Raw genomic sequence first — 22,983 nt, 5'->3', positions numbered from 1 at the left:
CGCACCATGCCGACAGAAGAACTTCGCCACCCCCGTCTTTCGCTCGCCTGCTGGGCTTGCATGTTGTCGCTTGCGGGCTGTGCCGTGCCCGCGGACCCGCCGCCGCATGCGGTGAATCCACCCGCGTCCTGGCAGGGCGATGGTGCGCAGGCCGATGCCAGTGCTCCGGCGTTCGATGCGCATTGGTGGCGGCACTTCGGCAGCAGCGAGCTCGACGCGTTGATCGCACAGGCGCAAGCGCACAACCAGGACCTCGCGAGGGCGCTGGCCCGCGTCGAAGGCGCGAGGGCACAGGCGCGAATTGCGGGGGCGCAGCTTCTGCCCGAATTGACGGGCCAGATCGACGCAAGCCGCGAGGCCCGCCTCGGCGGCCGCGCGGAAGTCGATGGCAATGAAAGCTTGGCCGGATTCGCGGCCCGCTACGAGCTCGACCTCTGGGGGCGCCAGGGCGCGCTGCATCGGGAGGCGCGGCAAGGCTTGCGTGCCAGCGTCTTCGAGCGCGATGCGGTGCGGATCGGCGTCGCGGCCGAGGTCGCATCGTCGTGGCTGCAACGAGTGGGCTTGCGCGAGCGCGCGGCCATTGCGCGGCACAGCCTGGAGAACGCGCAGCGCGTCTTGCGGCTGGTGGAGTCGCGCGGCCGTGCCGGTGCGGCTGCGCCGCTGGAGCTGGCCCAGCAGCGCGGCCTGGTGGCCATGCGGGAGCGCGAGCTTGCGCGCCTTCGGCAGGAGGCCCGCAATGCCGAAACCGCATTGGCCTTGCTGCTCGGCCTGCCTGCGCCGGAGCCGGCGGCGGCAGAGATGCGGCTCGACGCAGTGCAGGTTCCCGTCATCTCGGCCGGACTGCCGTCCCAGTTGCTGGTGCGCCGCCCCGACATCGCACAGGCCGAGGCCCGGCTCGCCGCCGCCAATGCGAACGTGCAGGCGGCACGTGCCGCGCTTCTGCCGCGCGTCACCTTGAGCGCGTCCATCGGCGTGCAGGGGCAGGCGCCCGGCGCGCTGTTCGACAACCCGCTCTACAGCCTTGCCGCGGGACTCGCGGCACCGATCTTCGACGGCGGGCGTATCGCGGGTGCACGCGATCTTGCCGAGGCGCGGCGCGCGGAACTGCTCGGCGCCTACCGCGGCGCGGTCATTGCCGCTTTCGCCGATGCGCAAACGGCGCTCCATGCGATTGCGGGCATCGATGCGCAGGCACTGGCGCAGGCCAGCGAGCTGCGGGAGGCGCGCCGGGCGGCGGAGCTTTCGGAGCTGCGCTACAAGGCGGGCGCCGAGACGTTGCTGGCCCTGCTCGATGCGCAGCGCGTGCTGTATGCCGCGCAGGACCTGGAGATCCAGCTGCGGCAGGCCCGGCTGCAGGCGCGCGTTGTGCTGTACCGCGCGCTGGGTGGCGGATGGCGCGACGACGACCGCGTGCTCGCGCAGGGCGAGCGCTGAAACCTCTCATCCGATGCCGCCCTCATCGCACGCCACGTGAGCGCCTGCTTCTTCGGAACTGGCCGGAATGAACATATGCGTGGGTGCTGCGTCAATACCAAAGACGAAGCCAACCCCGGCACAGATTCAACGCAGTCGACGATGGCCACCAAAACTTCCGTTATCCACGAGGCAGCCGTCGACCGGGCCTGGGAGCTTTTTTGCCGGCTGCACGATGCGCCTTCGTGCATCCATGCGGACCAGCTCGTCCATTGGCTCGGCGAAGACCTTCGGCACGTGCGGGCGTTCGACGAGGCGCTCACCCTGTGGGCGCTTGCGGGCGCCGCCCTGCTGGGGCCCGTGCTCGAAGAAGCGCAGCACAACGACTCCGATCTGCAATAGCCCACGAGGCAACTCTGTTCAATCAACACGTGAAAACAACCATCAAACCCCGCGCCGTTGCGGTGGGCCGCCGCATCGCCGCCATCGCTGCCGTGGCCACCGGCCTGTTCGCTGGCACCGCCCCGGCATGGGCCAGGCCTGAAGGCCCGGTGGCGCCGGTCGAGATACGCCGCACCGGCGACGGCATCCCCCACGTGCGGGCCACCACCTGGCGAGGGCTGGGCATCGGCTACGGCCAGGTACAGGCCGAGGACGCGCTGTGTACGCTGGCCGACGCCTTCGCGACCTACAGCGGACAGCGCTCCCTGTACTTCGGCGCCGCCAGCAAGCCGGCCACGCGCTCGACCTTCGGCGAGCCGGTCAATCTCGATCTCGACTTTTTCTTCAAGGCCTTTGCAGGGCAGGATGCGGTCGAGGCGCTGAAGCGGGAGCAGCCGGCCGAGCTCGTCGAACTCATCGAGGGCTACGCCGAGGGCTACAACCGCCATGTGCGCTCGCTCCGGCAGGGCGGCAAGGACGCACGGCATGCCTGCACCGGCGAGCCCTGGGTGCAGACCATCGAACCCGACGATGTCTACCGCCGCATGATCGCTGCCGCGCTGGCGGGCGGGTACGCGCGTTTCGTCTCCGAGATCGCGAATGCGAAGCCCGCCGCGGCCGCACCGCCTTCGCCGTCGGACAAGCTCTCGCTGTCGTCCCGCCTCGATATTCCGGTGGGCGATGCACGCGGCATCGGCAGCAACGTGCTGGCCTTCGGCCAGGCCGCCACCGGCGAGCGCGGCGGCAGCGTGCTGTTCGGCAATCCGCACTGGTATTGGGGTGGTCCCGACCGCTTCTACCAGGCGCACCTCACGCTGCCGGGCAAGATGGACGTGGCGGGCGTGTCCTTCCTCGGCATTCCGGTGATCATGATCGGCTTCAACAACGACGTGGCCTGGAGCCACACGGTGTCGGCCGCGCGCCGTTTCGGGCTGTTCGACCTGACGCTGGATCCTGCCGATCCCACCCGCTACATGGTCGATGGCCGTTCCGAGGCCATGCAGTCCCGGACGCTCGCCGTGGCCGTGCGCAAGCCCGACGGAACCGTGGACCTGGTCCAGCGCACGCTCTACCGCACGCGTTTCGGTCCGGTGGTCGACCTGGGTGCGCGCAATGCCGCGCTCGGCTGGAGCGACCGCAAGGCGCTGGCGATGCGCGACGTCAATGCCGGCAATCCGCGCATCTTCCGCAACTTCCTGCGCTGGAACCAGGCGCGTTCGCTCGACGAGTTCATCGGAATTCAGCGCGAAGAGGTGGCGATGCCCTGGGTCAACACGGCGGCCATCGGCCGCGGCGACGGCCGGGTCTGGTACGCCGATATCGGCGCGGTGCCCGGCGTTCCCGATGATCTGCGCTCGGCCTGCGCCACGCCGCTGTCGAAGGCGTTTGCCGCACTCGATCCGGCAACGCCCTTGCTCGACGGCAGCCGTTCGGCCTGCGAGTGGCAGTCCGCGAAGAACGCCGTGCAGCCGGGCGCACTTGCCGCCGACCGGATGCCCAGCCTTCTGCGTGAGGACTATGTCGCCAACATGAACGACAGCTACTGGCTCACGAACCCGGCGCAGCCATTGACGGGATTCGCATCGATCCTTGGTGGCGAAGGTCGGGCGCTCTCGATGCGCGGCAGGGAAGGGCATCGCATCGCGGGTGAGCTCGCGAGGGCGGGCGCCACGTCGGCCACGCAGCTGGCGGACCGGTTGATGAGCAAGACGCAGGAAGCTCGTTCATATACCGCGGATCAGTTCAAGCGACCCTTGCTCGACATGGCGTGTGCATCCTCGGGCGAAGGGGCGCCGGCACTCGACCTGCAGCAGGCCTGCCAGGTGCTTCGCAACTGGTCGAACCGCGCCGGTGCGCAGGACCGCGGTGCGCTGCTGTGGGACGCCTTCTGGACCCGGCTGCAGAAGATCCCGGCGGCGGAGTTCTACACGAAGGCATTCTCGGCCGAAGCGCCGTTGCAGACACCGGGCGGTGTCAATGCCGCGGACCCGCGCGTGGCGCGCGCGCTGGCCGGTGCGGTCGAAGACATGCAGCAGAAGGGCTGGGCGCTGGACGCGCCGCTTGGCAAGCTTCGCTTCGTCCGCAGCGAAGGCCGCCAAGTGCCGCTGTTCGGCGGCTGCGACGCCGAGGGCTACTTCACCGTCTCCTGCGCCAACGAGGGCGACTACACCATGGGCGATCGCTCCCACGGCAACACCTATCTCCAGGTCGTGTACTTCGACCGACATGGCGTGCAGGCGCGCACGCTGCTCGCGCATGGCGAGCGCGAGACCGCGGTGAGGAACGGCAAGGGTGCGGCGCCGGTGGCGCGCTATGCAAGGAAGGACTGGCTGCGCTTTCCGTTCCGCGAGCAAGATATTGCGCGCGACCCCCTGCTTCAGCGGCGCGCGCTTCGCCCTTGAGCCGCCGAGATCAGCCGCGCTTCGGGATGCCCAGGCCCCGGACGACAGCCGGCCGCGCGACGAAGGTTTCGAGCACCCGCGCCACATTCTTGAACTCGCTGAAACCCACCAGATCGCCCGCTTCGTAGAAGCCGATCAGGTTGCGGATCCACGGGAACGAGGCGATGTCGGCGATGGTGTAGTCGTCGCCCATGATCCATGCGCGGCTCGCCAGGTGCTTGTCGAGCACGCCGAGCAGCCGCTTCGATTCGGCCGCGTAGCGGTCGCGCGGGCGCTTGTCCTCGTAGTCCTTGCCGGCAAACTTGTTGAAGAAGCCGAGCTGGCCGAACATCGGCCCGATGCCGCCCATCTGGAACATCAGCCACTGGATGGTTTCGTAGCGGCCCGCCGCGTCCTGCGGAATGAACTTGCCGGTCTTGTCGGCCAGGTACAGAAGAATGGCGCCCGATTCGAACAGCGCGAGCGGCTTGCCGCCGGGACCGTCGGGGTCGAGGATCGCGGGGATCTTGTTGTTCGGATTGAGCGAGAGGAATTCCGGCGACATCTGGTCTTGCGTCTCGAAGCTCACCAGGTGCGGCTCGTACGCGAGGCCGGTTTCCTCCAGCATGATCGATACCTTCACGCCGTTGGGCGTGGGCAGCGAATACAGCTGCAGACGGTCAGGATGCTGTGCGGGCCATTTCTGGGTGATGGGAAAGCGGGAGAGGTCGGTCATGGGCAATTCATGAAAAGCGGAGTTGGAACGCCGCGCCCGCAGGGGGTCAGATGCCCAGCCAGCTCATCAGGGCCGTCTCGACCTCGGCCGAGGGTGCGACAAAGCCAGTGTAGGTCGATGTGGCGAGAGCGCGCTTGCCGGCATCGCTTTGCGCGAGGCCGAGCAGGGTGTCGCGCGCTGCGCCGGCCGTGGCGGCATCGAGCTTGCGCGACACCAGCCATTGCTTGATGGGCACCGCGCGCGATTGCGCACACACATTGCCGCCGCCATCCTTCCAGCTCTTGACCACGCCCGATGCCGCCGTGGCGCCGTAGGCGGCAAAGCCGTTCTGCACGTAGAAGGGCACAGCGTCTTGGTAGCGCGTGTTGGTGAGCTTGAGCGCGGTGGGCTGCAGGCCCTGTTCGCGCAGCATCGCGCGCGTGATCACCGCGGTGATCGAATCCGCGTCGGGCATGACCAGGCCCTTGCCCGCGATGCTCTTCCAGTCGGAGATGGGCTGCGGCTCCTTGCACAGCAGCGACACCTTGTAGGCGGTAAAGCCGCTGGTCCAGGCCAGCGCCTGGTAGCGGCCGCCCTTGATGGCTTCGAGCGCCACGTGGGCCGGATGAATGAAGGCCAGGTCGACCTGCTGCTCCTTCAAGGCTTCGCGCGCGCTGGTGTAGGAGATCAGCACCTTGATGGTCACGGGCTGCTTCAGCGCCTTGCTCAGCGCCTCGGCAATGGGCTCGAAGCGGGGCGCGATCTGGCTTTCGGCGGCCTGGTAGCTCACGCCCTCGGTCACGCCGATGACCAGCGCGTGCGCCGGCGCGCCTGCTGCCAGCAGCAACGCCGATGCCGGGGCGGCAAGGCGAAGCGGGTTCGGACGGCGGGTGCGGCGTGCGCTGGCGGCGCTCCCGTCGAGTTGGCCGGAGCGGATGGGGGCTGGGATGTACATCAAAAGATCATAGGTGGCCGCCGCCCGGCCGCCGATGATCGCAAGCACCTATGCACGCAGCCGCCTGCCCATGGCATGGCAGCCGCGCCGAGCGGGCCTCAGAACCGCGCCTTGACGAAGGCCGAAGGCCCGTGCAGCTTGACCTTGACGCGGGTCTCCGCCGTGCTGCTCTCGCGCGCCAGGTCGATGTTGGTGACGCCATAGGCCAGCACCACGCCGACGTTCTTCACCGGGAACCACTCCACGCCGGCGCTGGCGTTGTAGATGTTGCCGTGGAAGCGGCCGCCGCCCTTGCGCACGCCGGAGAGGTCGGCAAACAGTCGCAGGTCCGGACTGATGGCATGCCGCACGCCGACCTCCAGCAGCGGCGCGATGGCATCGTCGCTCGAGTCTTCGTTCAGCGTGCCGATCCGGCCGTTCACCGCGACGTTGGCGTTCGCGCCCACGTCGATGCGGTAGTAGGCGGCGCCGGCGCCCAGGCCGAACACCGTGTTGCCCGATCCGAGCCACCACTTGTACGAGAGCTTCGCGAAGTCGAGCTTGACGTTGAGGCTGGCATTGCCCAGCGCGGTCACGCTGCCGAAGCCGCCGAAGGAATCGCTGCCCGCGGCCTGGCCGAAGTAGTCGCGCTTGTAGCGGTAGTAGTCGAACGAGAGGCCATGGCTGTCGCCGATCAGCAGGTCGGCCGTGACGCGCGGCATGGTCACGCGGCCGGGCTCGAGGTCGCGCGTGCGCAGCGCGCCATACGGCGAACTGACCGAGGCGTTGAATTTGGGATCGGCGCTGAAGGCCCCCACCGAGAAGCTGAAACGGTCCAGCGCGGGCGACGGCTCGGCCCAGGCCAGTGCGGGCGCGAAGAGAAATCCGGCGCTGGCCAATGCGCCCAGCTTCGTCAACCTTGCGGGACTGGCAAGCGGGCAGGTGCGGAGCAACAGCATGGAGAGATCCTTAAGAGGAGAAGACAAAAAAATACGCCTCGGGATCGACACGCAATTTGTGTGCGCGCCAGTCTTCCGGGCGGTTGCTCCCTGTTGATGACCGCCAAGTTAATAGCTCCGCCGCGCAGCGCCCATGCGCCGATTGCCGCTGTGCGTGTAGGACGGCGGCGACGCAAGCGCAGGCGCGCGTGACAAAGTACTAAAGCTAAGCTTCGGCCATGCGCAAACATCTTTCTGCAACCACCGGCCCCCAGCGTCTTTTCTACGGCGCCGTGGCGGGCGCCTTCGTCGCGGCCACCTCCTGGCCGCTCGATGCCGTGGCGCGCGGGCTCGCGGGCTGGTGCGCTGCGGTCGCGGTCTACCAGGTGCTCACGTGGTGGCTGGCCGACACCTTCGATGCGCAGCGCACCCGCGAGCGCGCCCAGTCGCTGGACCAGCCCAACGTGCTGATCCTGGTGTCGATGCTGGTGGCCATTTGCGCGAGCGTGGTGGCCATCGCGATGCTGCTGCAGCAGGTCAAGCTGATGAGCGGGCCGGCGCGCGCGGGCCACATCGCGCTGGGGCTGGTGGCGCTGGTGGGCTCGTGGCTCATGATGCACACGATCTACGCCTTTCACTATGCGCACCGCTACTACATCGACCAGCGCGACGGCTCGCCCGACGGCGGGCTGGATTTTCCGGGCAAGGAAGAGCCCGACTATTTCGATTTTCTGTACTACGCCTACGTGGTCGGCATGACCACGCAGGTGTCCGACGTGCAGGCCACCTCGCGCGAGATGCGGCGCATCACGCTGGTGCACAGCGTGCTCGCCTTCGCCTTCAACATGCTGGTGCTCGCGCTGTCGGTCAACGTGGTCGCGGGGGCGATGTAGCGGCCGTGCCGCCCGCGCGCGGCCACAGCTTCACGATGCCGGTGGACAGCGCCACGCCGCAGACGATCACGGCCGCGCAGATCAGCATCCATTGCGTGATGTTCTCGCCCAGGAACACGGCGCCGTAGAACACCGCGAACACCGGCACCAGGAAAGTCACCGTGAGCGCGCGCGCCGGTCCCGCATTGGCGATGAGGCGGAAGAACAGGATGTACGCGAGGCCGGTGCATGCGATGCCCAGGGCCAGCAACGCCAGCCACGCGCGCAGGCTCGGCATCTGCGCGGGCCAGAACCACAGCGCCGGAAGCGCGAGGAACAGCGTGGCGCCGATCTGGCTGCCGGTGGCGGTGGCCAGTGCGGGCACGCCGCTCAGGTAGCGCCGCGTGGCGCTGGCCGCCACGCCGTAGCTGGCGCAGGCGCCGAGGCAGGCCAGCACGGCCCACAGCGCGGCACTGTCGTCGGCATTGGCGTGCAGGCCCGCGCTGCGGCTCGCCAGCATGGCGACGCCCGCGAAGCCGATGACCAGGCCCACGATGCGCGAGCCATCGGGCCGGTCGCGAAACCAGGCCCATGCCACCAGCGCGCCGAACATCGGCACCGTGGCATTGATCACCGCGGCCAGGCCGCTGTTGATGGTCAAGAGCGCAAAGCAGAACAGCGCGAACGGAATGCCCGAATTCAGCACGCCGATGGCCATCGATGCCTTCCAGTTCTGTGCCAGGGCCGCGCCGTGGCCGCGCATGAACAGGAGCGGCAGCAGGAACAGCGTGGCCACCGCCACGCGCACCGCAGCCGCCGGCAAGGCGCCGAACTCGGCCGCGCCGATGCGCATGAAAAGAAAGGACGCTCCCCAGAGCGCGCCGAGCAGCACCAGGTCGATGAGCCAGGGCTTGGACTTGGGCGAGGGGAGGACGGTGGTGCTGTTGTCGTTTGTTGTCGTGCTCATAAGGTCTTCGCAGCCCTGGGGCGGGCTCTCTCTATTTCGCTTCGAGTTCCAGCAGCGCGGTCTTGCGGTGGAGCCCGCCAGCGTAACCGGTCAGCGAGCCGTCGGCACCCAGCACGCGGTGGCAGGGCACGATCACGCTGATCGGGTTGCGCCCGACGGCCGCGCCCACCGCGCGCACCGCGGCCGGGTTGCCCACGTTCGCGCTCAGCGCGCCGTAGGTCATGGTCTTGCCCGCCGGAATGGCGAGCAGCGCCTGCCACACGCTCTGCTGGAACGCGGTGCCGTGCGAGAGGTCCAGCTTCACGTCGAAGGTGTCGCGCCTGCCCGCGAAGTAGTCGCGCAACTGGGCGCCGGCCTCGACCAGCGCGGGATGGTCGTCCTTGGTCTGCCAGCCCGTGGTGTCGGGCCAGTGGCGCTGCTGGTCGAACCAGACGCCCGCCAGGCCTTCGTCGGTGGCCGCCATCGTGATGCCGCCGAGCGGCGTGTCGATGTGCGAGGTGTAGATGACTTTGCTCTTGAACTTCATGGCATTTCAGGCGGAGACGCCTGCCGTAGTGAGGTTGTTGAAAGGCTCTGCCGCCGCCAAGGGATTTGCCGCGGCGGCAGCGGGAGAGGAGGGCGTCGGCGCATGCCAGGCGCGCAGCACCGCATAGCTGCGCCAGGGCCGCCAGGCCTGCGACGCCTGGCTGGCCGCGCGCTCGGTGCTCACGCCCAGCGCCTTCTGCAGTGCCACGTCGCCTGCGGGAAAGGCGTCGGGCCAGCGCAGCGCGCGCATCGCGATGTACTGCGCGGTCCAGGAGCCGATGCCGGGCAGCTCCTGCAGCGCGGCGATGGTCGAAGGCACGTCGGCGCCCGCATGCAGCGCGAGCTTGCCGCTGGCGACCTCGCGCGCGATGGCCTGCAGCGCGGCCTGCCGCTGCCGCACGATGCCGAGTTTGCCGAGTGCATCGCCGCTCGCGGCCGCCAGTGCCGCGGGCGTCGGAAACAGGCGATTCAGGCCTTCGATCGGCGTGGCGATGGGCTCACCGAAAGCCTCCACCAGCCGCGAGCCCAGCGTGCGTGCCGCGGCCACGGTGACCTGCTGGCCCAGCACCGCGCGTACCGCGAGCTCGAAGCCATCGACCGTGCCGGGCACGCGCAAGCCGTCGCCGTGCGGAAAGGCCTCGTGCAGCGCGGCGTTGATGGCCATCGGCTCGGCATCGAGGTCGAGCATGGCGCGTGCGCGGCTGATCACGATCGGCAGCACCGCGGCGAGCGAGTCGCTGACCGAGAGCAGCATCTGCTCCCGCTCCATGTCGAAGCGCAGCTGCAGCCAGCCGGCGTGCACCTGTCCGCCCTGCTGCACCCGCAGCGTGCGGGCCAGGCGAACGAAGACCGGCGTGCTGCCCTTGGCGGGCTCCTTGCCGTCGGCCGTGGTGGCCAGTTCGACGCCGCGCAGCGCGCGCCGCGCGAAGAAGCCGAGCATCGCGCCCACGTCGTAGGGCGGCCGAAAACCCAGCCGCACCTCGATGGCCTTTCCCTCGCCGCCCTCGGCACCGCCGGCACGCCGCAGCGCGCTCGGGTTGAGGCCGTAGTGCTCCAGGAACGCGGCGTTGAAGCGGCGCACGCTCGCAAAGCCGCTGGCCAGCGCCACCTGCGTCATCGGCAGGCGCGTGTCGGCGATCAGCTGCTTGGCGGCCAGCAGGCGGCGCGTCTGCAGGTATTGCAGCGGCGAGACGCCGAACTGCGCCTCGAAGATGCGCCGCAGGTGGCGGTCGCTCACGCCGAGCCGTGCGGCAATCTGCGCGGCGCCCGGGCCGTCCTCGGACCACGCATCGGGCTCGTCGATGAGCCGCGCGGCCTGCAGCGCGAGGATGCGCGAGGCATCTTCGGTCGACCAGCTCGCCGCCCGCGGCGCGAGTTCGGGCCGGCAGCGCAGGCAGGGGCGAAAGCCCTCGGCCTCGGCTTGCGCCGCGTGGCGGAAGAAGCGGCAGTTCTCGCGCCGCGGCAGCTTCACGCGGCAGACCGGCCGGCAGTAGATGCCGGTGGAGGTCACCGCGGTGAAGAACGAGCCGTCGAAGCGCGCATCGTGCGTCTTCATCGCCAGGTAGCAGGCGTCGCTCTCGAGTGCTTCGGTGGATGCGTGTGAGGTAGGCATGGGCAAATGATACGGTTTCGACTCGTTTCAACTGGCCGTTTTCGGACATGTGGGCACCCAGGCGCTTGCCTACAATGGCCCGTTCTCCAGAACCTACAGGGAATGCCTCTTCATGCAACTCAGTGCGTCGATTTTCAAGGCCTATGACATCCGAGGCGTGGTGCCCGTCACGCTCGATGCCGAGGTCGCGGAAGCGCTCGGCCGGGCCTTCGGCAGCGCTGCCCGCGCCGCCGGTGAAAAGACCGTGGCCGTGGGCCGCGATGGCCGCCTCTCGGGGCCCGCGCTCGCCGAAGCACTGATCAGCGGCCTGGTGGCCACCGGCATCGAGGTGATCGACGTGGGTGCGGTGACCACGCCGATGCTCTACTTTGCGGCCCACACGCTGTGCACGAGCGGCATCCAGGTCACGGGCAGCCACAATCCCAAGGACTACAACGGCTTCAAGATGGTGCTGGCCGGGCGCGCCATCTACGGCGACGAGATCCAGGGCCTGCGCAGGGTGATGGAAGAAGGCACCGCCAGGCTCGCCCCCGGCGGCAGCGTGCGCAAGGTCGACGTGACCGACGCCTACACGAAGCGCATCGTCGGCGACATCCAGCTGGCCCGTCCGCTGAAGATCGTGGTCGATTCCGGCAACGGCATTGCGGGCGCCTCGGCGCCGGCCATCTTCCGTGCCATCGGCTGCGAAGTGACCGAGCTGTTCAGCGAGGTCGACGGCGACTTTCCCAACCACCACCCCGATCCGAGCAAGCCCGAGAACCTCAGGGACCTGATGGCCGCGTTGGCCTCGGGCGACGCCGAACTGGGCCTGGCCTTCGACGGCGACGGCGACCGGCTGGGCATCGTCACGAAAGACGGCCAGAACATCTTCCCCGACCGCCAGATGCAGCTCTTTGCGCAGGACGTGCTCTCGCGCGTGCCGGGCGGCACCATCGTGTACGACGTGAAGTGCTCGCAGCGCCTGGCGCCGGCCATCGAAGCCGCGGGCGGCAAGCCGATGATCTTCAAGACCGGCCATTCGCTCATCAAGGCCAAGATGAAGGAAATCGATTCGCCGCTGGGCGGCGAGATGAGCGGCCACATCTTCTTCAAGGAGCGCTGGTTCGGCTTCGACGATGGCACCTACGCGGGCTGCCGCCTGCTCGAGATCCTGAGCAAGACGCCCAATGCGAGCGACACGCTCAACGCGCTGCCCACGAGCTTCTCGACACCCGAGCTCAACGTGAAGTGCGCCGAGGGCGAACCGCACGCGGTGGTCGACAAGCTCGTCGCAGGCGCGAGCTTCGCGGCACCCGCGGTGGTCTCGACCATCGACGGCCTGCGCGTCGACTGGCCCGATGGCTTTGGGCTCATTCGCGCTTCCAACACCACGCCGGTGCTGGTGCTGCGCTTCGAGGGCCAGACCGATGCGGCGCTCAAGCGCATTGAGGCCGAGATGCTCGCGCTCCTCAAAACCGTCAAGGCCGACGCGACGCTGGCCGAAGCGTCGCACTGAGCACCGTGCGTTCGCTGCTGCTGCGCCTCTACGGCGCCTTCACCACCGCCGTGCAACCGCTGGTTCGCCGCAAGCTGCGGCGCAGGGCGCAGGCCGAGCCCGGCTACGGCGTGGCCGTGGAGGAGCGCTTCGGCTACTACGACGATGCAACCACCGGCGAGGGCCAGTGCTGGGTGCATGCGGTCTCGCTCGGCGAAACGCGTGCCGCCGCCATCCTGATCGCGGAGCTGCGCAGGCAGTACCCGGGCATACCGATCCTGCTCACGCACGGCACCGCCACCGGCCGCGAGGAGGGCGCCAAGCTGCTCGAACCCGGCGACACGCAGGTCTGGCAGCCCTGGGACATGCCCAGCGCGGTGCAGCGCTTTCTCGACCGTTTCCAGCCGCGCATCGGCGTGCTGATGGAAACCGAGGTCTGGCCCGAGATGGCCGCCGCCTGCGCCGAGCGCCGCATCCCGCTGGTGCTGGCCAATGCGCGGCTCAACGAAAAATCGCTGGCCGCGGCCGAACGCCTCGGCTGGCTCGCGCGGCCCGCGTACTCGGCGCTGGCCGCCGTGTGGGCGCAGACCGAGGCCGACGCGCACCGGCTGGTGTCGCTGGGCGCCAAGGTGGCCGGCATCTACGGCAACCTCAAGTTCGACGCCTCGCCCGATGCGCGCCAGCTGGCCGCGGCCGGGACGCTGCGCGAGCGGCTGCCCAAGCCGATGGTGGTGCTCGCGAGTTCGCGCGACGGCGAGGAGCGCATGCTGCTCGACGTGCTCAGGCGCTTCGGCGCCACGGCGCCGGTGCCGCCCGAGCAGGGCGCCATCCGCTCCATCGCCAAGCGTGTGCACGACGTGCAGTGGATGATCGTGCCGCGCCATCCGCAGCGTTTCGACGAGGTGGCCGCGCTGATCGAAGCCGAAGGCTTTGCCGTGGCGCGCCGCAGCGCCGCGGGCGAGCCGTCGGACGCCGAGATCTGGCTGGGCGATTCGCTCGGCGAAATGGCGCTGTACTACGGCCTGGCCGACGTCGCACTGCTCGGCGGGAGCTTCGAACCGCTGGGCGGGCAGAACCTGATCGAGCCGGCCGCCTGCGGCTGCCCGGTGGTCATGGGCCCCTCGACCTTCAACTTTGCCGAAGCGGCGCAGCTCTCGCTGGCGGCCGGTGCCTCGCTGCGCGTGGAGAACATGGAGCAGGCGGTCACTGCGGCGCTCAAGCTGGTCGAGAACCCCGAGCGGCGCGCCGCCATGGCCGAGGCCGCGCTGGCTTTCTCGTCATCGAACCGCGGCGCCGCCGAACGCACCGCAGCGGCGGTGCTGGCGATTGCGCAGGCTGCCGACCCGGTGGCGACCGAAGCCGCGCCGCTCGAGGATTCGCGGGCGGAACCCACGCTCGAGTAGCCGGGAACCCTAGCGTACCGGAGGGTTCAGGATGACCGGCGGCGGCGGTGCCGAAGGCATCGTCGGTGCCGGCGGGTTGAACGGCTGCACCGGCACCGGCGGCACCACGGGAATGGGCGGCGGTGTCACGGGAACCGAAGGCGCGGCCTGCGGCCGTTCGCCGGGCGCAGGCGATGCCGCCGTGCTGCCGTTCTTCGCCAGCGTCGCGTTGATCGCGTTCATGTCCTCGACCGTCAGCGTGCCGTTGGCCTGGCGCAGCTTCAGGTTGCCCAGCAGCACGTTGTAGCGCGCCTGCGCGAGATCGCGCTTGGTCTGGTAGAGCTGGCTCTGCGAATTGAGCACGTCGATGTTGATGCGCACGCCCACCTGGTAGCCGAGCCGGTTGGCGTCGAGCGCGCTCTGGCTCGATGCCTCGGCCGCCTCGAGCGCCTTGACCTGGCCTGCACCCGAGACCAGCCCGAGGTAGGCCGCGCGCGTGGCCTGCGCGACGCTGCGGCGGGTGCCGTCGAGCACGCTGCGCGACTGGTCCTCGAGCGCGAGCGTTTCCTTGATGCGGTTCTCGGTGGCAAAGCCCGCGAAAAGCGGCAGGTTGAACACCACGCCGACCGAGGCGGCATCGATGCGCGTGCCCACGGTGCTGGTGCTGGTGCCCTGCGGGTTGCGCGTGATGTTGTAGCCCAGGTTGGCGTCGAGCGTGGGCTTGTGGCCGGCTTCGGCCTTGCGGATTTCGAGCCCGGCCACGTCGAGCCCGAGCTGCGCCTGGCGGATGGCCGGGTGCGCTTCCTCGGCCTGCGCCACCCAGGCTTCGATGTTGGCCGGCGTGGCGGTCGGCAGCACCACCGGCTGCGCCAGCGGCACCGGCACGCTGCCCGGGCGGCCGACCAGCTGGTCGAGCACCACCTTCTTGACCTGCAGGTCGTTCTCGGCGGCAATCTCCTGCGCAATGACGAGGTCGTAGCGGGCCTGGGCCTCGCGCGTGTCGGTGATGGTGGAGGTGCCGACCTCGAAGTTGCGCTTGGCCGACGCGAGCTGCTCGGCCACCGCCACCTTCTGCGCGCGCACCAGCGTCAGGCTGTCCTGGCTTGCGAGCACGTCGAAGTAGGCCTGGCTCACGCGCACGATCAGGTCCTGCTCGGCAATGGTCAGCACCGACTGGGCGATCTCGGCCTGGCGCTTGCCCTGCTCGTAGGTGGCCCAGTTGGCGGGCCGGTACAGCGGCTGCGTGGCGTTGATGCCGATGTTCTGCGTGGTGAAGTCGCGCGGCGTGGTGGTTCCGCGGCCGGCACCGGTGAGCGTGTCGATGTCCAGGTTGTTGCGCGTGGCGCCGGCCGTGAGCCCCACGGCCGGAAGAATGCCGGCCTTGGCCTGCGCGGCGCGCGCCACGCTCGCGTCGTACTGGGCCCGCGCGCCCTGGTAGGTGGCGTCGAAGCCGCGTGCGGATTCGTAGAGTTCGTTCAGTGTCTGGCCTTGGGCCGGCAGCGCGAGCAGGGTGGCAAAGAGACTTGCGAGCGCTGCGGAAAGAGGCAAAAGCCTGGGCCTGAAAGGCATTGAACGTCCTTGAAGAAAGAATCAGTAGCGCGGCACGGAGGGATCGTGCTGTGCGGACCAGGCGTCGATGCCGCCGGCCACGTTGGCCAGCTCGGCAAAGCCGTTCTGGCTCAGGAAGGCCGCCACGCGCTGGCTGCGCGCACCGTGGTGGCACAGGCATGCGATGCGCTGGCCCTCGTCGAGTTCGGCAAGACGCGCCGGAATCTCGTTCATCGGGATGGCCACGAGCGTGAAGCCCTGCGGCGCAACGCTGGCCGTCTGCAGCTCCCAGGGTTCGCGCACGTCGAGCAGCACGGGCGCCGCCTCGGGGTGCTGCGCAAACCAGGCGACAAGATCGGCGGGGCGGACTTGATCGATCATTCGGTGAACCCGTTCAGAACGAGAAGCGCGAGGGCTCGGGGAAGTTGAGCAACCGCGGCGCCACGGTGTCCCAGGGCTGGATGGTGTCCCACTTGCTTTCGCTGCTGCGGGTGACGAAGTGGGCGCGCATCATCGGCTCCTCGCCCACGACGGCGGCAAGGCGGCCGCCCACCTTGAGCGAGCCGAGCAGGTTCTGCGGAATGCGCGCCACCGAGCCGCTGAGCACGATCACGTCGAAGCTCGGGCCGCTCGGCAGCGGCACGGCACCGTCGGCATTGCGCACCTCGACATTGGCCACGCCGTTCTGGCGCAGCGTTTCGGCGGCGCGGGCGGCCAGCGCGGGATCGATCTCGAGCGACAGCACCTGGGCCGCGCGATGGGCGAGCAGGGCCGCCATGAAGCCCGACCCGGTGCCGATCTCGAGCACCGATTCGTGCTTTTGCACATGCAGGTCCTGCAGCATGCGCGCCTCGACCTTGGGCGAGAGCATCACCTGGCCGGGAACGGAGCTGTCGCCCAGGGGGAGTTCCATGTCGAAGAAGGCCAGCGCGCGGTGGGCGGGCGGCACGTAGTCTTCGCGCCGGATGGCGGCCAGCAGGTCGAGGATTTCCAGATCGAGCACATCCCAGGGCCGGATCTGCTGTTCGATCATGTTGAAGCGCAGGCGCTCGAGGGAGGGGGTGGGGTTCATGGGAGGCTTTTCCTTGTGGGGCTCAGGACAAACCTTCAATTTTAGGTTGCGCGGCGCGGGCCCGCGGCTGGCCGGCGATGCATTTGCGCGTCATGCGGCGGCTCCGGGCTGCCGGGTGAGGCCGTAAAGCACGGTCTCGGCCTGCGTGGCGAGGTATTTTTCAGGGTCGAGCGAGGTTTCCGCGTCGACGCAGACCATGGCCGAGTGCTTCCAGAGCATCAGGAAGACCATGGGCGCCACCACCGCGTAGATGGCGTGGTCGATGTCGACCGGCGCGAACTCGCCGCGGTCGATGCCGCGCTGCAGGATGCGCCGCAGCAGCGTGTGGCCCGGGCGCACCACCTCCTTGCGGTAGAACTCGGCCAGATCGGGAAAATTGGTGCCTTCGCTCATCATGAGCTTGGTCAGGCCCGAGGCCTTGGTCATGCCCACGCGCTCCCACCAGACGCGCATGCAGTAGCGCAGCATGTCGGCTGTGGTGCCCTCGAAGGCCTCGAACTCGTCGTTCCACTCGGCAAACCGGCCCCCGAGGTTCTCGACCACCACGGCCTTGAAGAGCTCTTCCTTGCTCGGGAAGTAAAGAAAGAGCGTGCCCTTGGAGACGCCCGCGCGCGCCGCCACTTCTTCGGCGCGGGTGGCGGCAAAGCCTTTTTCGACGAACAGGTCGAGCGCCGCCGCCAGCAGTTCGCCCGGACGCGCCTCCTTGCGGCGCTCGCGCTTGGCGCGCACCGGGCAGATCTTGTCGGCAAAGAATCGGGGGGTGGGCATGATTTTAATGACTCGCGGGTTAGTAATGTAGTGACCAGCATCCGGCCCGTCAAGCCGCGACAATATCGGGTTCGCTTTTTTCCCACCTGCCGGAGCAGCCATGTCCTCTTCATCGTCGCCCACTGAAACCATCGTGCTCGGCGGAGGCTGCTTCTGGTGCACCGAGGCCGTGTTCGACCGGGTGCAGGGCGTGGTGGACGTCGAATCGGGCTACTGCAACGGCCAGACCGTCAACCCGAGCTACGAGCAGGTCTGCACCGGCCGCACCGGGTATGCGGAGGTGGTGAAGGTGGAATTCGACCCCGCGGCCATCAGCCTGCGCGAGATTCTCGAGATCTTCTTCGTGGTGCACGACCCCACGAGCCTGAACCGCCAGGGCAACGACGTGGGCACGCAGTACCGCAGCGGCATCTATTTCACGAGCGATGCGCAAAAGCAGGTGGCCGAGGAGGTCATCCGCGAGATCGAGGCAAGCAAGACCTACGGCTCTCCCATCGTCACCGAGGTGGCGCCGCTCGCCAACTATTCGGCGGCCGAGGCTTACCACCAGGACTACTTCCTGAACAACCCGAACCAGGGCTACTGCGCCTTCGTGGTCGGGCCCAAGGTCGAGAAATTCCAGAAAACCTTCGCGTCGCGCGTCAAGGCCTGATCGTTCCCTTTCCAGGCCCTGTTTCCGTGCACATCGCCAGCCCCGCCCCGAACCGGTCGATCCTCTCGACCCGCGCGATCGCCGTCGCGCTGGTGGTCGCGCTGTGGTTCGCGGGAACGCTGGGGCTGATCCACCGGACGCTGCACGTGCCCGGCCTCGCGCAGGCCCACGCGGCTGCGCTGGCGGCGCAGCCGGAGGGCGCGCACGAGCATGCGGCCCACGGCATCGGCGACCTGTTCGGCCACCACTCCGACGCCGAATGCCGGCTCTACGACCAGCTCTCGCATGGTTCGGGCGCACCCGGCGTGCCGATGGTGGTGCTGCCGGTGCTGCTGCCCTCGGCCACCTTCGCCTATCTGCAGGGCGAGGCCATCGCCCGCTGGGTTGCGCTGTTCGACGCGCGCGGCCCGCCTTCCACTCGCTGATCCCCCTGTGTTCCGGTTGCTGCATCCGCGCCTTTGCGGATGGCGGCGATCGCCCCTTGGTTCAACGAGTGTTCATCATGATTCCCAATTTCCGTCGCAACGCCATCGGCGCTGCCGTTCTTTCGCTGGCCTCCTTCGCAGCCATCGCCCAGGCTCAGCCCCAACCGGTCATCCAGGTGCAGCCCGCCGAAGCAGCTGCGCCGGTCCTGCCGGAGATCGCCGTCACCGGCAATCCGCTGGGCGCGAGCGAACTGATCGCACCCACCACCACGCTGTCGGGCGACAGGCTCCTGATGCGCTCCGAATCGACGCTGGGCCAAACGCTCGACAACCTGCCCGGCGTGAGCAGCAGCTACTTCGGCCCCAACGCCAGCCGGCCGATCATCCGCGGGCTGGACGGCGACCGCATCCGCATCCTGCAGAACGGCGGCGGCGCGCCCGACGCATCGTCGCTGAGCTACGACCACGCGGTGCCGATGGACGCGCTGGTCACCGAACGCGTCGAGGTGCTGCGCGGCCCGTCGGCGCTGCAGTACGGCGGCAGCGCGGTGGGCGGCGTGGTCAACGTGATCGACAACCGCATTCCGAGCGAGCCGATCAACGGCTTCGGCGGCCGTGCCGACCTGGGCTTTTCCACCGGCAACAAGGAGAAGAACGGCGGCGTGGTGCTCGAAGGCGGCAACGACCGCTTCGCGCTGCACGTCGATGCCTTCAACCGCGACTCCAAGGATGTCTCGGTGCCCATCGACCTGGAATGCAGCAAGCCCGGCCGGCCCTGGCTCGCGCGCAAGATCTGCAATTCGGCCAACGAGGCGCATGGCGGCGCGGTGGGCGGCACGCTGTTCTTCGACCAGGGCTGGATCGGCGCCTCGGCCAGCACCTATCGCAGCACCTACGGCACGGTGGCCGAGGACGACGTGACCATCGGCATGAAGTCCGACCGCCAGGCCATCGAAGGCGAGTGGCGCCCGGGCGGCTTCATCAGCAGCATCCACGCCAAGGCCAGCCACACCAACTACCGCCACACCGAGTACGAAGGCGCCGAGGCCGGCACCACCTTCTCGAACATGAGCAACGACCTGCGCATCGAGGCGCGCCACCAGAAGATCGGCAACTTCGAGGGCCTGGTCGGCTTTGCGAGCGAGAGCAACCGTTTTGCCGCGGACGGCGCGGAAGCCTTTGCGCCGCACAGCCGCACGCGCTCGAATGCGCTGTTCCTGTACGAGGAACTCGGCACCTCCTGGGGCCGGCTGAGCTTTGGCGCGCGCACCGAGAAGGTCCGCGTCACGTCGCTCGGCTACCCCGACGATCCGACCGTGACGCGCTTTGCCATCGGCGAACGCACGTTCAACCCGCACAGCGCGGCCGTGGGCGCGCTGGTCAACCTGACGCCGCAGTGGCAGCTCACCTCGAACCTGGCCTACACCGAGCGGGCACCGAAGGACTACGAGCTGCTCGCCAACGGCCCGCACGTGGCAACGGCGGCCTGGGAGGTCGGCAATCCGAACCTCGGCAAGGAAAAGTCGGTCGGCTTCGACGTCGGCGCGCAATGGAAGTCGGGCGCCAACACGGCCCGCGTCAATGCCTACGTCACGCGCTTTCGCAACTACATCGGCCTGACGGCATCGGGCCGCACGCTCGACGAAGAAGGCCAGGTGGTGACCGACCCCGAAGCCACCGACACGCTGGCCGAGTACCTCTACAGCGGCGTGCGCGCGCGCTTCACCGGCATCGAGGCGAGCGGCAACCTGCGCCTGCTGGGCACCGACGGCTTCGCGCGGCTGGCCGATGCCGCGACGCTCGACCTGGAATGGCGCGGCGACGTGGTGCGTGCCAAGAACCTCGACACCGGCGAACCGCTGCCGCGGATCGCACCCTTCCGCGCGGGCGCGACACTGGCCTACGGCAACGGCCCCTGGAGCGCACGCTTCGGCTTCGACTACAACGCGGCGCAGCGCCACGTGCCGAGCGTCGGCGCGCGCGAGACCGACGCCTACACGCTGTGGAATGCCTCCATCGCCTACCGCATGAAGGTGCAGCGCGCCAACCTCACCTGGTATGCGCGCATCGACAACATCACGAACAAGCTGGCCTACAGCCCGACCTCGATCCTGACGACGACGGTGTACCCGAACGCGCCGCTGCCGGGGCGTTCGCTGAAGGTCGGCCTGCGCGTGACCTTCTGAACGAACCCGCCGGCGTTGCCTGCAGGCATGAGGCTATCCTCGGCGGGTGAATTCGTTCGTCATCTCTTCGCTGCTGCCGGTCGTCGTCCTGATCGCGGCCGGCTACCTGGCCGGCCGGCGCCGCTGGATCGGCGGCAACGCCGTCAAGGACCTTTCCAACCTGATCTTCCTGCTGCTTGCGCCGGCGCTGCTTTTCCGTGCGATGAGCACGGTGCACGTGCAGGAGCTGAGCCTGAAGCCCGTGGCGGCGTATTTCATCGCCTCGGGCCTGCTGTTCGCGGGCACGCTGGCGCTGCGCGGCTTCAACCGCACGGCAGCCGTCATTGCGCTGGCCAACACCTACAGCAACACGGTGATGATCGGCATCGTCCTGGTCGGCCTTGCCTATGGCGAGCAGGGCATGGTGGTGCTGCTCACGTTGATCTCGCTGCATTCGCTGGTGCTCCTGACCAGCGCCACGGTCGTGCTCGAACTGGCCGTGGCGCGCGAGCATGCGGCGCGGGACGGGCACGAGAAGCGGCCCATGGCGCGCACCGTGCTGCGCGCACTGCGCAACGCCATCATCCATCCGGTGCCGATGCCGATCATCGCGGGGCTGCTGTTCGCGCAGACCGGGCTTGCGATGCCCGATTTCCTCGACAAGCCGATCCTGCTGCTCGGCCAGGCCTTCGGCCCGGTCGCGCTGGTGATGGTGGGCATCACGCTCGCGCTGACGCCCGTCGGGCGGCACTGGCGCGAAGCGACGGTGCAGGCGCTGGTGAAGAACCTGCTGCATCCGCTGCTGGTGGCCGGCATCGGCTGGCTGCTGGGCGTGCGCGGCATACCGCTCACCGTGATGGTGGTGGCGGCGGCGCTGCCGATCGGCGCCAACGTCTTTCTCTTTTCGCAGCGCTACCGCACATCGGAAGACCTGGTCACGGCCAGCGTCGCGGTGTCGACGGTGCTTGCGCTCGCGACGCTGACGCTGGTCATGACCCTGGTGCAATGGCTGCCTTGAGGCTCTTCCCGGCCTAGGCCATTCGGCAGGGTGGCCATTTGGCGAGATGGCGAGCGGCGCCTCTGGCTCTACATTTGCCCGCTGATGATTTACCAGCCGCGGTCTTCGCCGTTTTCCGCCATGGCGCCGATTGCGATGGTGATCGCGCTGTGCGGCGGCGCCATCCCGGCGGCCGCCGATACGAAGCCGTGCCGGACGCCCTGCCTTTCGGCCGCTGTGCCGCGCGAGTCGGCACCCGTGGCCAGCCCGGTGCAGCCGAAGCCGCTGCCCGCTCCGGCTTCGAAGCCGAGCGCCAGGCCGAAGCCGCAGGCGGTTGCCGTGGCCGCGCCGCCGACGGCAGCGGAGCCAGAGAAGGCCCCGGCCCCGAAAAGGCCGCCGCCCCCCAGGCGCTGCAGCGAAATCAACATGCGCGCAGCGGTGGGGGAGCCGCTGTCGGACGAAGACATGAAGATCTTGAGGAGCCAATGCTGATGACGAAGACCACCCACCCGATCCGCACGGCCATGCGCGCACTGGCGCTGTCGTGCGCCGCGCTGCTTTGCGCCGCCTGCGCGCACCGGCCGGCGCCGGGCAATGCCATGCCTTTCGAGCAGGCCGTCAACCAGGCGGTGGACGACCTGATCGTGCAGACGCAGAAGCTGCCGGCCTTCCTGGCCAAGGTGGAGTCGTCGATCAAGCAGAGCCGCATCGTGATCGACCCGCTGCTCGAGGGCGCGAGCGGCCAGCAGACCGAGGTCACGCGCGTGGCCGAGCAGCGCATCGTGCAGCGCATGCAGTCGCAGTTCAAGCAGTTCACCGTCACGCCCTTCAACAACACCGAGATCGAGCGTGCGCAGTACGTGCTCAACGGCACGCTGGTGCGCGACAAGGATTCGGCCGACGGGCGCTACCGGCTGAACCTGGCGCTGACCGAGATCAAGAGCGGCATGGTCATTGCGCAGTCGGTGGCGCGCATCAGCGACGCGACGCTCGACACGCGGCCCACGGCCTTCTTTCGCGACAGCCCGGTGAGCGGCAAGGACCGCGGCGTGGAAGGCTACATCCGCACCGCCGAGACGCAGCCCGGGCAGGCCGCCGATGCGCTCTACCTGGAGCGCCTGCCCACGTCGACCGTGCTGCAGGAAGCCACCGCCGCCTACGAGGCCGGCCGCATGAGCGAGGCGCTCAGCCGCTACGAGGCCGCTTCGCGCCGGCCAGACGGCCAGCAGCTGCGCATCTACAGCGGCCTGTATCTCACGCAGGCCCAGCTCGGTCGGACGGCCGATGCGGAGAAGACCTTCGGCACCCTGGCGCGGCTCGGGCTCGAAACCAACAACCTGAGCGTGAAGTTCCTGTTCAAGCCCGGCTCGACCGATTTCCTTGCCGACCCGAAGATCAGCGCCGCCTATCCGATGTGGCTGCGGCAGATCGCGCGCCAGGCGGCGCAGATCGACTCCTGCGTGGTGGTCACCGGCCACACGAGCCGCACCGGTTCGGAGTCGGTCAACGAGCGCCTGTCGCTGCAGCGCGCGCTCAGCGTGAAGACCCGGCTGGTGGGTGAGGCGCCGCCGCTGTCGAAGAAGCTGCGCGAGTCCGGCATGGGCTTCCGCGAGAACATCGTGGGCACGGGCGCCGACGACGCCAGCGATGCGCTCGACCGCCGGGTCGAGTTCAAGGTCGCGTCCTGCGAGGCCTGACCGCG

Annotated in this window: 22 protein-coding genes; 11 read left to right on the top strand and 11 right to left on the bottom strand. The window is 68.8% G+C overall.

The window, feature by feature from the left end; all coding sequences use genetic code 11:
* The first annotated feature begins 60 nt into the window (after nt 1-60).
* The 3 genes from RZE77_RS19495 (at nt 61) to RZE77_RS19485 (ending at nt 4,256) form a co-directional block, all read left to right on the top strand.
* On the top strand, nt 61-1,434 hold the full coding sequence (locus RZE77_RS19495; RefSeq protein ID WP_319438859.1) for an efflux transporter outer membrane subunit: 1,374 nt from the start codon (nt 61-63) through the stop codon (nt 1,432-1,434).
* Nucleotides 1,435-1,575: 141 nt separating this feature from the next.
* On the top strand, nt 1,576-1,815 hold the full coding sequence (locus RZE77_RS19490) for a hypothetical protein (protein ID WP_319438858.1): 240 nt from the start codon (nt 1,576-1,578) through the stop codon (nt 1,813-1,815).
* A gap of 29 nt (nt 1,816-1,844) precedes the next feature.
* Nucleotides 1,845-4,256, top strand: coding sequence for a penicillin acylase family protein (locus RZE77_RS19485; RefSeq protein ID WP_319438857.1), 2,412 nt, complete (start codon nt 1,845-1,847; stop codon nt 4,254-4,256).
* 10 nt (nt 4,257-4,266) lie between these two features.
* On the opposite strand, the gene RZE77_RS19480 is transcribed toward RZE77_RS19485, so the two are convergent.
* The 3 genes from RZE77_RS19480 to RZE77_RS19470 all read right to left on the bottom strand — a co-directional run bounded on the left by RZE77_RS19480 (nt 4,267) and on the right by RZE77_RS19470 (nt 6,843).
* Nucleotides 4,267-4,971, bottom strand: a complete 705-nt coding sequence (locus tag RZE77_RS19480) for a glutathione S-transferase N-terminal domain-containing protein (protein WP_319438856.1) — start codon at nt 4,969-4,971, stop codon at nt 4,267-4,269.
* A gap of 46 nt (nt 4,972-5,017) precedes the next feature.
* The gene (locus RZE77_RS19475; RefSeq protein ID WP_319438855.1) at nt 5,018-5,905 is read right to left on the bottom strand and encodes a phosphate/phosphite/phosphonate ABC transporter substrate-binding protein; all 888 of its coding nucleotides are present in this window, start codon (nt 5,903-5,905) and stop codon (nt 5,018-5,020) included.
* 98 nt (nt 5,906-6,003) lie between these two features.
* Complete coding sequence (locus tag RZE77_RS19470) at nt 6,004-6,843, bottom strand: hypothetical protein (protein WP_319438854.1); 840 nt, start codon at nt 6,841-6,843, stop codon at nt 6,004-6,006.
* 218 nt (nt 6,844-7,061) lie between these two features.
* Between RZE77_RS19470 and RZE77_RS19465 the strand changes: the two genes are divergently transcribed.
* Nucleotides 7,062-7,715 (top strand): DUF1345 domain-containing protein, encoded by a 654-nt coding sequence (locus tag RZE77_RS19465; protein WP_319438853.1) that lies wholly within the window; start codon nt 7,062-7,064, stop codon nt 7,713-7,715.
* On the opposite strand, the gene RZE77_RS19460 is transcribed toward RZE77_RS19465, so the two are convergent.
* From RZE77_RS19460 to RZE77_RS19450, 3 genes are read right to left on the bottom strand one after another with little or no spacing between them, the layout of a single operon-like run.
* Nucleotides 7,690-8,661, bottom strand: coding sequence for a DMT family transporter (locus RZE77_RS19460; RefSeq protein WP_319438852.1), 972 nt, complete (start codon nt 8,659-8,661; stop codon nt 7,690-7,692). The two genes, RZE77_RS19465 and RZE77_RS19460, sit on opposite strands and share 26 nt — an antisense overlap.
* A 31-nt stretch (nt 8,662-8,692) precedes the next feature.
* Nucleotides 8,693-9,187 carry a methylated-DNA--[protein]-cysteine S-methyltransferase gene (locus RZE77_RS19455; RefSeq protein ID WP_319427063.1) on the bottom strand — a complete coding sequence of 165 codons (495 nt, stop codon included), beginning with the start codon at nt 9,185-9,187 and terminating at the stop codon, nt 8,693-8,695.
* Nucleotides 9,188-9,193: 6 nt separating this feature from the next.
* Nucleotides 9,194-10,798, bottom strand: a complete 1,605-nt coding sequence (locus RZE77_RS19450; RefSeq protein ID WP_319438851.1) for a DNA-3-methyladenine glycosylase 2 family protein — start codon at nt 10,796-10,798, stop codon at nt 9,194-9,196.
* Nucleotides 10,799-10,910: 112 nt separating this feature from the next.
* Between RZE77_RS19450 and RZE77_RS19445 the strand changes: the two genes are divergently transcribed.
* Nucleotides 10,911-12,293: a phosphomannomutase/phosphoglucomutase gene (locus tag RZE77_RS19445; protein WP_319438850.1), complete on the top strand. Its 1,383-nt coding sequence runs from the start codon at nt 10,911-10,913 to the stop codon at nt 12,291-12,293.
* Nucleotides 12,294-12,298: 5 nt separating this feature from the next.
* Nucleotides 12,299-13,675 carry a 3-deoxy-D-manno-octulosonic acid transferase gene (locus tag RZE77_RS19440; protein ID WP_319438849.1) on the top strand — a complete coding sequence of 459 codons (1,377 nt, stop codon included), beginning with the start codon at nt 12,299-12,301 and terminating at the stop codon, nt 13,673-13,675.
* 9 nt (nt 13,676-13,684) lie between these two features.
* Here the strand turns inward: RZE77_RS19440 and RZE77_RS19435 are convergent, their stop codons facing one another.
* The 4 genes from RZE77_RS19435 to RZE77_RS19420 form a co-directional block, all read right to left on the bottom strand.
* Nucleotides 13,685-15,223: a TolC family outer membrane protein gene (locus tag RZE77_RS19435; RefSeq protein WP_319438848.1), complete on the bottom strand. Its 1,539-nt coding sequence runs from the start codon at nt 15,221-15,223 to the stop codon at nt 13,685-13,687.
* A gap of 21 nt (nt 15,224-15,244) precedes the next feature.
* Entirely contained in the window at nt 15,245-15,583 is a 339-nt protein-coding gene (locus RZE77_RS19430; RefSeq protein WP_319438847.1) for a rhodanese-like domain-containing protein, read from the bottom strand.
* A 13-nt stretch (nt 15,584-15,596) separates the two neighbouring features.
* Nucleotides 15,597-16,274: a protein-L-isoaspartate O-methyltransferase family protein gene (locus tag RZE77_RS19425; RefSeq protein ID WP_319438846.1), complete on the bottom strand. Its 678-nt coding sequence runs from the start codon at nt 16,272-16,274 to the stop codon at nt 15,597-15,599.
* A 90-nt stretch (nt 16,275-16,364) separates the two neighbouring features.
* Nucleotides 16,365-17,042 (bottom strand): TetR/AcrR family transcriptional regulator, encoded by a 678-nt coding sequence (locus tag RZE77_RS19420; RefSeq protein WP_319427056.1) that lies wholly within the window; start codon nt 17,040-17,042, stop codon nt 16,365-16,367.
* A gap of 100 nt (nt 17,043-17,142) precedes the next feature.
* Here RZE77_RS19420 and msrA point away from each other — a divergent pair, with 100 nt between their 5' ends.
* From msrA to RZE77_RS19400, 4 genes are all read left to right on the top strand, one after another.
* Nucleotides 17,143-17,694 (top strand): peptide-methionine (S)-S-oxide reductase MsrA, encoded by a 552-nt coding sequence (gene msrA / locus RZE77_RS19415; RefSeq protein WP_319438845.1) that lies wholly within the window; start codon nt 17,143-17,145, stop codon nt 17,692-17,694.
* 26 nt (nt 17,695-17,720) lie between these two features.
* Nucleotides 17,721-18,119, top strand: coding sequence for a hypothetical protein (locus RZE77_RS19410; RefSeq protein ID WP_319438844.1), 399 nt, complete (start codon nt 17,721-17,723; stop codon nt 18,117-18,119).
* Between the two features lie 77 nt (nt 18,120-18,196).
* Nucleotides 18,197-20,305, top strand: coding sequence for a TonB-dependent receptor (locus RZE77_RS19405; protein WP_319438843.1), 2,109 nt, complete (start codon nt 18,197-18,199; stop codon nt 20,303-20,305).
* A 46-nt stretch (nt 20,306-20,351) separates the two neighbouring features.
* Complete coding sequence (locus tag RZE77_RS19400; RefSeq protein WP_319438842.1) at nt 20,352-21,302, top strand: AEC family transporter; 951 nt, start codon at nt 20,352-20,354, stop codon at nt 21,300-21,302.
* An 89-nt stretch (nt 21,303-21,391) separates the two neighbouring features.
* On the opposite strand, the gene RZE77_RS19395 is transcribed toward RZE77_RS19400, so the two are convergent.
* Complete coding sequence (locus RZE77_RS19395; protein ID WP_319438841.1) at nt 21,392-21,748, bottom strand: hypothetical protein; 357 nt, start codon at nt 21,746-21,748, stop codon at nt 21,392-21,394.
* Nucleotides 21,749-21,766: 18 nt separating this feature from the next.
* Here RZE77_RS19395 and RZE77_RS19390 point away from each other — a divergent pair, with 18 nt between their 5' ends.
* Entirely contained in the window at nt 21,767-22,978 is a 1,212-nt protein-coding gene (locus RZE77_RS19390; RefSeq protein WP_319438840.1) for an OmpA family protein, read from the top strand.
* Nucleotides 22,979-22,983 lie beyond the last annotated feature (5 nt).

This window comes from Variovorax sp. SPNA7, from assembly GCF_033807855.1.
Lineage (GTDB): Bacteria > Pseudomonadota > Gammaproteobacteria > Burkholderiales > Burkholderiaceae_C > Variovorax > Variovorax beijingensis.
The sequence above is the reverse complement of the archived record's forward strand: the minus strand, read 5'-3'. Positions and strand labels throughout refer to the sequence as shown.